Origin of the sequence: Pseudooceanicola marinus (assembly GCF_002786295.1) — a bacterium.
GTDB lineage: Bacteria > Pseudomonadota > Alphaproteobacteria > Rhodobacterales > Rhodobacteraceae > Pseudooceanicola > Pseudooceanicola marinus.
The window spans coordinates 229,270-240,324 of the sequence record NZ_PGTC01000016.1 but is presented as its reverse complement, the minus strand read 5'-3'; the positions used below and the strand labels follow the sequence as shown (position 1 = coordinate 240,324).

7 protein-coding genes are annotated in these 11,055 nt (G+C 64.0%); all 7 read right to left on the bottom strand.

The window, feature by feature from the left end:
- Positions 1–1,157: elongation factor Tu (gene tuf / locus CVM50_RS12040; RefSeq protein WP_085890267.1), on the bottom strand; the 1,157-nt coding region annotated here is incomplete at its 3' end.
- A gap of 84 nt (positions 1,158–1,241) precedes the next feature.
- Positions 1,242–3,365, bottom strand: a complete 2,124-nt coding sequence (gene fusA, locus CVM50_RS12035; protein ID WP_085889496.1) for an elongation factor G — start codon at positions 3,363–3,365, stop codon at positions 1,242–1,244.
- A gap of 23 nt (positions 3,366–3,388) precedes the next feature.
- A complete protein-coding gene (gene rpsG, locus CVM50_RS12030) occupies positions 3,389–3,859 on the bottom strand; it encodes a 30S ribosomal protein S7 (protein ID WP_085889495.1) in 471 nt (156 codons plus the stop codon).
- Positions 3,860–3,871: 12 nt separating this feature from the next.
- Positions 3,872–4,243, bottom strand: a complete 372-nt coding sequence (rpsL, locus tag CVM50_RS12025) for a 30S ribosomal protein S12 (RefSeq protein ID WP_085889494.1) — start codon at positions 4,241–4,243, stop codon at positions 3,872–3,874.
- 544 nt (positions 4,244–4,787) lie between these two features.
- Entirely contained in the window at positions 4,788–5,648 is an 861-nt protein-coding gene (locus tag CVM50_RS12020) for a glycosyltransferase (protein WP_085889493.1), read from the bottom strand.
- Positions 5,645–6,550, bottom strand: coding sequence for a DMT family transporter (locus CVM50_RS12015; RefSeq protein ID WP_085889492.1), 906 nt, complete (start codon positions 6,548–6,550; stop codon positions 5,645–5,647). The genes CVM50_RS12020 and CVM50_RS12015 overlap by 4 nt, the downstream gene beginning before the upstream one ends.
- A gap of 227 nt (positions 6,551–6,777) precedes the next feature.
- The gene (gene rpoC, locus CVM50_RS12010) at positions 6,778–11,007 is read right to left on the bottom strand and encodes a DNA-directed RNA polymerase subunit beta' (protein ID WP_085889491.1); all 4,230 of its coding nucleotides are present in this window, start codon (positions 11,005–11,007) and stop codon (positions 6,778–6,780) included.
- Positions 11,008–11,055 lie beyond the last annotated feature (48 nt).

The following is an 11,055-nucleotide window of genomic DNA, read 5'->3' as shown; positions in this document are numbered from 1 at the left end:
ACGACGCCGGAGCCGACGGTGCGGCCGCCTTCGCGGATGGCGAAGCGCAGGCCGTCTTCCATGGCGATCGGGGCGATCAGCTCGACACCGAACTTCAGGTTGTCGCCGGGCATGACCATCTCGGTGCCCTCGGGCAGGGTCACGGTGCCGGTCACGTCCGTCGTACGGAAGTAGAACTGCGGACGGTAGTTCGCGAAGAACGGAGTGTGACGGCCGCCTTCGTCCTTGGTCAGAATGTAGACCTCGGCTTCGAACTTGGTGTGCGGCTTCACGGAACCCGGCTTGCAGAGAACCTGGCCACGTTCCACGCCTTCACGGTCGATGCCGCGCAGCAGGGCGCCGATGTTGTCGCCGGCTTCACCGCGGTCCAGCAGCTTGCGGAACATCTCGACACCGGTGCAGGTGGTCTTCTTGGTGTCCTTGATGCCGACGATTTCCAGTTCGTCGCCAACGTTCACCACACCGCGTTCCACACGGCCGGTCACAACGGTACCACGGCCGGAGATCGAGAAGACGTCTTCGATCGGCATCAGGAACGGCTGGTCGACAGCGCGCTCGGGCTGCGGGATGTACTCGTCCACGGCGGCCATCAGTTCGCGGATCTTGTTCTCGCCGATTTCCGGGTCACGGCCTTCCATGGCGGCCAGGGCGGAGCCTGCGATGATCGGGATATCGTCGCCCGGGAAGTCGTACTCGGACAGCAGTTCGCGGACTTCCATCTCGACGAGTTCCAGCAGCTCCTCGTCGTCGACCTGGTCGACCTTGTTCAGGAACACGACCATGGCGGGGATACCCACCTGGCGGCCCAGCAGGATGTGCTCGCGGGTCTGGGGCATCGGGCCGTCGGCCGCGTTCACCACCAGGATCGCGCCGTCCATCTGCGCGGCACCGGTGATCATGTTCTTCACGTAGTCGGCGTGGCCGGGGCAGTCGACGTGCGCGTAGTGACGGTTCTCGGTCTCGTATTCCACGTGCGCGGTGGAAATGGTGATCCCGCGGGCCTTCTCTTCCGGCGCGCCGTCGATCTGGTCGTAGGCGCGGAAGTCACCGAAGTACTTCGTGATCGCCGCCGTCAGCGTCGTCTTGCCGTGGTCAACGTGACCGATCGTGCCGATGTTGCAGTGCGGTTTGCCGCGCTCAAACTTTTCCTTTGCCATGATGGCCTCCTAGTCTTTCTGGCGGTGCGTGCCTGCACGCACCCTACAAGGTGGTAGGGTGCGGGGTTTCCCCCGCACCGCTGCTTATGCGTATTTCGCCTGGATCTCGTCCGAGATGTTCTGCGGGACCGGGTCGTAATGGTCGAACTGCATCGTGAACTGCGCGCGGCCCGAGGACATGGAACGCAGGTTGTTGATGTAGCCGAACATGTTGGCCAGCGGCACGAAGGCCTGGATCGCCACGGCGTTGCCGCGCGGTTCCTGACCGGACACCTGGCCACGACGGGAAGTCAGGTCGCCGATGATGCTACCGGTGTATTCTTCCGGCGTGATCACTTCGACCTTCATCATCGGTTCCAGCAGCTTGGCGCCAGCTTTGCGCATGCCTTCACGCATGCACATACGGGCGGCAATCTCGAAGGCCAGGACTGAGGAGTCGACGTCGTGGTACTTACCGTCGATCAGGGCAACCTTGAAGTCGATCACCGGGAAGCCAGCCAAGGGGCCGCTGTCCATGACCGAGTTGATGCCCTTTTCGACACCGGGGATGTATTCCTTGGGAACAGCACCGCCGACGATCTTCGACTCGAAGGAGTAGCCTTCGCCCGGCTCTGTGGGCGAGATGACCAGCTTGACTTCGCCGAACTGACCCGAACCACCCGACTGTTTCTTGTGGGTGTAGGTGTGCTCGACTTCGTGGCTGATGGTCTCACGGTAGGCCACCTGCGGGGCACCGATGTTGGCCTCGACCTTGAATTCGCGCTTCAGGCGGTCAACCAGGATGTCCAGGTGAAGTTCGCCCATGCCCTTCATGATGGTCTGACCGGACTCGAGGTCGGTCTCCACGCGGAAGGAGGGGTCTTCGGCGGCCAGACGCTGCAGACCTGCAGACATCTTTTCCTGGTCGTTCTTGGTCTTCGGCTCGACGGCGATCTCGATCACGGGATCGGGGAAGGTCATCGTTTCCAGAACCACCTGGGCGTTCTGCGCGCAGAGCGTGTCGCCGGTGGTGGTTTCCTTCAGGCCGGCCAGGGCGATGATGTCGCCTGCGAAGGCTTCTTCGATCTCTTCCCGGTCGTTGGAGTGCATCATCATCATACGACCGATGCGCTCTTTCTTGCCCTTGGTCGAGTTCATGATCGAGTCGCCCTTCTTCAGCACGCCGGAGTAGATCCGGGTGAAGGTCAGGGAGCCCACGAAGGGGTCGTTCATGATCTTGAAGGCCAGGCCGGCGAAGGGAGCGTCGTCATCGGCCTTGCGGGCGATGTTCCGGGTCTCCGTTTCGTCGTCGGGTGCGAAGCCCATGTAGGGCGGCACGTCGAGGGGGCCGGGCAGGAAGTCGATGACGGCGTTCAGCAGGGGCTGCACGCCCTTGTTCTTGAACGCGGAACCGCCCAGGACGGGAACGAAGGACAGCGACAGCGTGCCCTTGCGGATCAGCTTCCGCAGGGTCGGGATGTCGGGCTCTTCGCCTTCCAGGTAGGCTTCCATCGCGTCGTCGTCTTGCTCGACGGCGTTCTCGATCAGCTTGGCGCGCCATTCTTCGGCGGTCGCCTTCAGCTCGTCACGGATCGGTTGACGGACCCAGCCAGCGCCGAGGTCGTCGCCCTTCCAAACCCACTCTTCCATGGTGATGAAGTCGATGGTGCCTTCCAGCTGATCCTCGGCGCCGATCGGCATGCCGATCGGAACCGCGACCGCGCCGGTGCGCTCCTCGATCATGTTCACACAGTTGAAGAAGTCTGCGCCGATCTTGTCCATCTTGTTGACGAACACGATGCGCGGGACCTTGTAACGGTCGGCCTGACGCCAGACGGTTTCCGTCTGGGGTTCCACACCGGCGTTACCGTCCAGAAGGCAGACGGCACCGTCGAGCACGGCCAGCGAACGTTCGACTTCGATGGTGAAGTCGACGTGGCCGGGGGTGTCGATGATGTTGAAGCGGAACTTCGTGTCGGACGTGCCATCCGCGGTGGGATCTTCCTGCCACTGCCAGAAGGTGGTGGTTGCAGCCGAGGTGATCGTGATCCCGCGTTCCTGCTCCTGCTCCATCCAGTCCATGGTGGCGGCGCCGTCGTGGACTTCACCGATCTTGTGGGACCGGCCGGTGTAGAAAAGGATACGCTCGGTCGTGGTGGTCTTGCCGGCATCGATGTGGGCCATGATGCCGAAGTTACGATACCGTTCGAGCGGATAGTCGCGTGCCATGGTAAGTCTGCCTTCCTGAGGTTTTACCAGCGGTAATGGCTGAACGCTTTGTTCGCGTCGGCCATCTTGTGGGTGTCTTCGCGCTTCTTCACGGCGGAACCGCGAGAGTTCACAGCATCCAGGAGCTCGCCTGCGAGGCGCTCTTCCATGGTGTTCTCGTTGCGCGAACGCGATGCGGTGATCAGCCAGCGGATCGCCAGGGCTTCACGACGCTCGGGGCGCACTTCGACGGGCACCTGGTAGGTGGCACCACCGACGCGGCGCGAGCGCACTTCGACGGAGGGTTTGATGTTGTCCAGCGCTTCGTGGAAGATTTCCACGGGCGCGCGCTTGACCTTGGCTTCGATGCGATCGAGCGCGTTGTAGACGATCTTCTCTGCGACCGACTTCTTGCCGTCGATCATCAGGTTGTTCATGAATTTCGTCAGGATACGATCGCCGTATTTGGCGTCGGGCAGGACTTCGCGCTTCTCGGCAGCGTGACGACGGGACATTCTCTAATCCTCTTACTTCGGACGCTTCGCGCCGTACTTGGAGCGACGCTGTTTACGATCTTTAACACCATGGGTATCCAGCACACCGCGCAGGATGTGGTAGCGAACGCCCGGAAGGTCTTTCACACGGCCGCCACGGATCAGGACAACGGAGTGTTCCTGAAGGTTGTGGGTTTCGCCGGGGATGTAGGAGATGACCTCGTAGCCGTTGGTCAGGCGCACCTTCGCAACTTTCCGCATAGCGGAGTTCGGCTTCTTCGGGGTCGTGGTGTACACGCGGGTACAGACGCCACGCTTCTGCGGGCACTGTTCCAGGTGCATGGACTTGGAGCGTTTCACTTTGGGCTGCCGCGGCTTGCGGATCAGCTGCTGGATCGTTGGCATAGGGTTACTTTCCCGTCTCTAACACATGTGCTGCATGAGGGGCCGTCTCCCCATGCGATTTCATCAATGTGGCCCTCGACGCGTCCGCCGGAACCGGGTGATCATGACCCCGCCGGGGCGGGGATGCTTTTCCGGGGATCGGCCCCGGCCTCTCGTCGGGCGCTCGGCCCCGGTCAAAAGGGCGATGTGCGCGCAACGTAAAAAACCGCATCCGACCCCACGTTCACGGGGATCGACGCGGTGGGTTTTCCAGAGGATCGGGGATCTCTCCCGGATCTTGACCACGTTAATCTGGAAGGCAAAGGGGCGGCCCCCTCGCCTGATTGCTGGCGCGTATAGGGGGAGTCGGAGGGGTTGTCAACATTGGGTGAAAGCGCAGGAGCCTTCCGGCTAGAGCCCGGTGCGGTCCCGGCAGGACCGGGCTCTAGCCGGTCGTCCCTCTGCTGCCCCGTCCCTGCCAGAGGATGTCGGGGAAGGTCAAGACAGGCGCGGGCCGGGACCGCGCCTGGAGCTGGGAATGTGGGGCTGCGCGGGGCTCCCTGCTTCAGCCGGCGGGAGGGACCGGTGTGGCGCGGAAGGCGCGCCAGCTGGCCTGAAGGGCCCCCTCGTCCAGTCCAAAGCGGTCGGCCAGGATGGTCGGGCCATCCGCCGCCCCGCCCCTGCGCGAGCCGCTCAGGCGTTTCTCCACCCGGCTGTCGTTGCTGTCATGGCTGCCACGCAGGAACATCGGCGGGTCCGGCAGGCTGACCGAGGGGATCCGCGCCCAGACCCGGCGATGATTGAAGTCCTGGAGCGAGCGGGTCGAACGCGGTCCGGTGAAGATCACCAGCCCCGGCGCCCAGAAATCCGCCTGCACCGGCGTGATCACGATGTCGCCCGTCCCGCCTTGCCCCGGCGCACGGATCGCCAGGCCGAAGTTGTAGTCCAGCGCCATCCGCTTGCCCTGGCGCCAAAGGCCCCGCAGAGGCGCGAAATCCTCGCGCACCCGGGCGATGAAATCGGGCGCCACGCCATCGTCGTCGTCCATGGTGAACTCGCCCACCACCCGCGCGTCGGGGTCCCGCGCGGCGCGCATCAGGCGACCGCAGGCCTCGCGGTGCGGCAGCCCTTCGGGCAGCGCCACCGGCGAGATCTGCGGCACCCGCGCCACGACCTCCAGCAGGCGGGCCCGCCAGGGCTGCGGCAGGGCCTCTCCGTAGATCAGCACGACCTGGAAGTCGGGATCGGTCTGCGCCGCCAGCAGCGGCAGGCACAGGTTTTCGAAGAACCAGAACCGCTGCGCCAGCCGGGCCGGGTCGTAAAGGCGGGCGATATTCGCATCGAGATCGTCGCGGACCTCGGAGAACCCGTCGCCCCCCGTCGGGTAGGAGAAGCGGCACAGGCCCAGCATCTGTAGGCGTGTCATGGCTTGGTCGGGACCTCCGGCAGCTCGTCTGGCACGTCGGGCGTCACGCCCAGCCTGCGTTCACGGTAGAGCATGAAGAGGCCCGAGGCCACGACGATCGCGGCCCCCAGGAGGGTCAGCGCGTCAGGCCATTCCCCGAAGACCACCAGCCCCAGGATCAGGGCGAAGATCAGCGCCGTGTAGCGGAAGGGCGAGACGAAGGAGATGTCGCCCAGGCGCATCGCGCGGATGATCAGCAGGTAGGAGGCCAGCACCAGCGCCGCGGCACAGACCACCGCCAGCAGGGTCCAGCCTGGCATTGGCACCCAGGGCGTGCCCAGGCTGAGGACACCATAGAGGATCATCACCATGGTCGAGGTGATGAAGGTGACGCTTATCGCCGAGACCTCGGGCGACAGGCGGCGGGTGGACAGGTCCCGCAGGGTGACGAAGAAGACCGAGATCAGCACGTAGATGGAGTAGCGGTCGAAGCCTTCCATGCCCGGGCGCAGGATCAGCATCACCCCGAGGAACCCCACCAGGATCGCCGACAGCCGCCGCCAGCCCACGCTTTCCCCGAGAAAGAGCGCGGCGCCCAAAGTCACCACGAAGGGCGTGGCCTGCAGGATGGCCGTGAGGTTGGCAAAGGGGATGTGGATCAGCGCCGTCAGGTAGAAATAGGCCGCGCCGGCCTCGCCCACGCCCCGCATCAGAGTCAGCCGCCAGTCCCGCGCAGACAGGCGCAGGCTGCCGCGCGTGCGCGACAGCGCGAAGGCCAGGGCGGTCGAGGTGATCGCATTGCGCAGCACGACGATCTGCGCGAGCGGCACGGTCATCGCCACCGCCTTGATCGCGGTATCGTTCAGCGCCAACAGCGCCAGCGAGGCCATCATCAGCAAAGCGGCCCGGACGTTGTCGGACATGGGTCCCCTCCCCTTTTGCCCCTCCCCCTTCAGCCCCGACCGGACGGGGCCGTGCCGCCGGGCCGCATAGCCATGGCGCGGGGCGCGGCAAAAGGCAATGGCGCCCGGCACGATGGCGGGCGCGGGGCCAGTTCAGGGGACAGTCGCCGGACAGATCCGGGTCCGGAGACATGAAAAAGGCCCCCACAAGGGGGGCCTTTCTCGAACTTGGGCTCCGTCGGGACGGATCAGCTGTCGTCTTCGGGCGTTTCCACGAGGCTGCTGTCGGCCTCGTTTTCCATCGACGGCGCCGCCAGGGCCGCGGCCTGTTCGGCCTCTTCCCGGCGGGCGTCGAGCACCACGTTGTCCCGTGCACCGGCGATCGAGCGCACGCGCTGCGTGGCGCCCCCCGTCCCGGCCGGGATCAGGCGACCCACGATGACGTTCTCCTTCAGGCCGACCAGCTTGTCGCGCTTGCCCTGCACCGAAGCCTCGGTGAGGACCCGCGTGGTCTCCTGGAAGGAGGCCGCCGAGATGAAGGAGCGCGTCTGCAGCGAGGCCTTGGTGATCCCAAGCAGGATCGGCTGACCGGAGGCAGGGCGCTGGCCCTTGTCCTCGGCCTTGGCATTGGCCTCGTCGAACTCGACCTTGTCGACGTGTTCGCCCTTCAGCAGCGTGGTCTGGCCGCTGTCGAGGATCTCCCACTTCTGCAGCATCTGGCGAACGATCACCTCGATGTGCTTGTCGTTGATCTTCACGCCCTGCAGTCGGTAGACGTCCTGCACCTCGTTGATCATGTAGTCCGCCAGCGCTTCGACCCCCATGATGGCCAGGATGTCATGCGGCGCCGGGTTGCCGTCCATGATGTAGTCGCCCTTCTGGACGTAATCGCCCTCGGTGACCGGGATGTGCTTGCCCTTGGGCACCATGTATTCCACGGGCTCCAGGGTCTCGTCCGCCGGCTCGATCGCGATGCGACGCTTGTTCTTGTAGTCGCGCCCGAAGCGGACGTAGCCGTCGATCTCGGCGATGATGGCGTGGTCCTTGGGACGACGCGCCTCGAAGAGTTCGGCCACACGCGGCAGACCACCGGTAATGTCCTTCGTCTTCGCGCCTTCACGCGGGATACGCGCGACGACGTCACCGGCCTGGATGTCCTGGCCTTCTTCGACCGACAGAATCGCATCCACCGACATCGGGTAGGTCACCGGGTTGCCTGCGTCGTTGCGCAGCGGTTCGCCATCCTCGTCGACGATCAGCAGCTCCGGCTTCAGCTCGTTGCCCTTGGGCGCGGCACGCCAGTCGGCGACGATCTTCTGGGTCATGCCCGTCGCATCGTCGGTCTCCTCGCGCACGGCGATACCCGTGACCAGATCCACGTAGCGCACCTTACCGGCCTTCTCGGCGATGATCGGCAGGGTGTAGGGGTCCCATTCGAACATCTTGTCGCCGCGGGCGATCTTCTGACCGTCCTTGACGAACAGCTTGGTGCCGTAGCCCAGCTTGTGGCTGGCACGTTCCTCGCCATGCTCGTCCATGATCCGCAACTTCATGTTACGGCCCATGATGAGCGTTTCGCCGGCTGCGTTGTCCAGCAGGTTGGCGTTCTCGAAGCTGACGATACCGTCGGTGGAGCTTTCCATGAAGGATTGCTGGCCACCCTGCGCCACGCCGCCGATGTGGAAGGTCCGCATCGTCAGCTGGGTGCCGGGTTCACCGATGGACTGGGCCGCGATGATACCGACGGCCTCGCCGATGTTCACCTGCGTACCGCGCGCCAGGTCACGACCGTAGCAGGCGGCACAGACGCCATCCTCGGCCTCACAGGTCAGCGGCGAGCGGATGCGCATCGACTGCACGTTGGCATCTTCGATCAGATCCGCAGCGCGTTCGTCGATCAGCTGGCCGCTCTTGACCAGGATCTCGTCGGTGCCGGGACGCAGCACGTCGTCGGCCGAGACACGGCCCAGGACACGTTCGCCCAGGGTCGCCACAACCTCACCGTCGTTGACGGCCGCCTCGGCGGTGATCGCCTGCTCGGTGCCGCAGTCGGGCTCGCGCACGATGCAGTCCTGGGCGACGTCCACCAGACGACGGGTCAGGTAACCCGAGTTCGCCGTCTTCAGAGCGGTATCCGACAGACCCTTACGGGCGCCGTGGGTCGAGTTGAAGTATTCAAGAACGGTCAGACCTTCCTTGAAGTTCGAGATGATCGGCGTCTCGATGATGTCGCCGTTCGGCTTCGCCATCAGGCCGCGCATCCCGCCCAGCTGTTTCATCTGGGTGACCGAGCCACGCGCACCGGAGTGGGCCATCATGTAGACCGAGTTGATCTCGCCCTCGGCGCCATTCTCATCATATTTCACGTCCGAGATGGTGGACATCATGGCCTCGGTGACCTTGTCGTTACACTTCGACCAGGCATCGACAACCTTGTTGTACTTTTCGCCCTGGGTGATCAGGCCGTCCATGTACTGTTGCTCGAAGTCCTTCACCTGCTCGCGGGTCTCGTCGACGATGGTCCACTTGGTGTCGGGGATCACCATGTCGTCCTTGCCGAAGGAGATCCCTGCCTTGAAGGCCTCCTTGAAGCCCATGGACATGATCTGGTCACAGAAGATGACCGATTCCTTCTGACCGCAGTAGCGGTAGACGGTGTCGATGACGCGCTGAACGTCCTTCTTCCGCAGCAACTGGTTGACCAGCTCGAACGGGGCCTTGGCGTTCATCGGCAGCAGAGCGCCGAGGCGCACACGACCGGGAGTGGTTTCGAAGCGCTTGTAGACTTCGTTGCCTTCCTCGTCGATCTGCAGGATCCGCGCGGTGATCTTGGCGTGCATGTGCACCTCGCCGGTGTCCAGCGCATACTGGACCTCGTCGATGGAGGAGAAGACCATGCCTTCGCCCTTCATCCCCTCACGGGCGATCGAGGTGTAATACAGGCCAAGGATCATGTCCTGCGACGGAACGATGATCGGCGCGCCGTTGGCGGGCGACAGAACGTTGTTCGTCGACATCATCAGCACGCGGGCTTCCAGCTGTGCTTCCAGCGACAGCGGCACGTGAACGGCCATCTGGTCGCCGTCGAAGTCGGCGTTGAAGGCCGAGCAGACCAGCGGGTGCAGCTGGATGGCCTTGCCCTCGATCAGCTGAGGCTCAAAGGCCTGGATGCCCAGACGGTGCAGCGTCGGCGCGCGGTTCAGCAGAACCGGGTGCTCGCGGATGACCTCATCCAGGATGTCCCAGACCTCGGGGCGTTCCTTCTCGACCAGCTTCTTCGCCTGCTTCACGGTGCTGGAAAGGCCCTTGGCCTCCAGGCGCGAGTAGATGAAGGGCTTGAACAGTTCGAGCGCCATCTTCTTCGGCAGGCCGCACTGGTGCAGCTTCAGCTCGGGGCCCGTCACAATCACGGAACGACCGGAGAAGTCGACCCGCTTACCCAGAAGGTTCTGACGGAAGCGGCCGTGCTTACCCTTCAGCATGTCCGACAGCGACTTCAGCGGGCGCTTGTTGGCGCCGGTGATGACGCGGCCACGACGGCCGTTGTCGAACAGGGCATCGACGGACTCCTGAAGCATCCGCTTCTCGTTCCGCACGATGATGTCGGGCGCGCGCAGGTCGATCAGGCGCTTCAGACGGTTGTTCCGGTTGATCACGCGGCGATACAGGTCGTTCAGGTCGGAGGTCGCGAAGCGGCCACCGTCCAGCGGCACCAGCGGACGCAGTTCCGGCGGAATGACCGGGATCACGGTCATGATCATCCACTCGGGACGGTTGCCCGACTCGAGGAAGGATTCCACGACCTTCAGACGCTTGATGATCTTCTTCGGCTTCAGTTCGCCGGTCGCCTCGGCCAGGTCCGCGCGCAGGGTCTCTGCCTCGGATTCCAGGTCGATGTTGGACAGCATCTTGCGGATGGCTTCGGCGCCGATGTCGGCTTCGAAGGCGTCCGCGCCATAGGTGTCCTGGGCGTCCATGAACTCTTCCTCGGACATCATCTGACCATAGGTCAGGTCCGTCAGGCCGGGTTCGATCACCACGTAGTTTTCGAAGTACAGCACGCGTTCCAGATCACGCAGCGTCATGTCCAGCATCAGGCCGATGCGGGACGGCAGCGATTTCAGGAACCAGATGTGCGCAACGGGCGCGGCCAGCTCGATGTGGCCCATACGCTCGCGGCGGACCTTCTGCAGCGTGACTTCCACGCCGCATTTCTCGCAGACGACGCCGCGGTACTTCATCCGCTTGTACTTGCCGCAGAGGCACTCGTAGTCCTTGATCGGCCCGAAGATACGGGCGCAGAACAGGCCGTCGCGCTCGGGCTTGTAGGTCCGGTAGTTGATGGTCTCGGGCTTCTTGATCTCGCCATAGGACCACGAAAGGATCCGTTCCGGCGACGCCAGCGAAACCTTGATCTCGTCAAAGGCCTTGGGCGGCGTCAGCGGGTTGAACGGGTTGTTCGTCAGTTCCTGGTTCATGTCTTATTCCTCGATGAGGTGAGGGAGCAGTAGGAGAGGGGCGGGCGG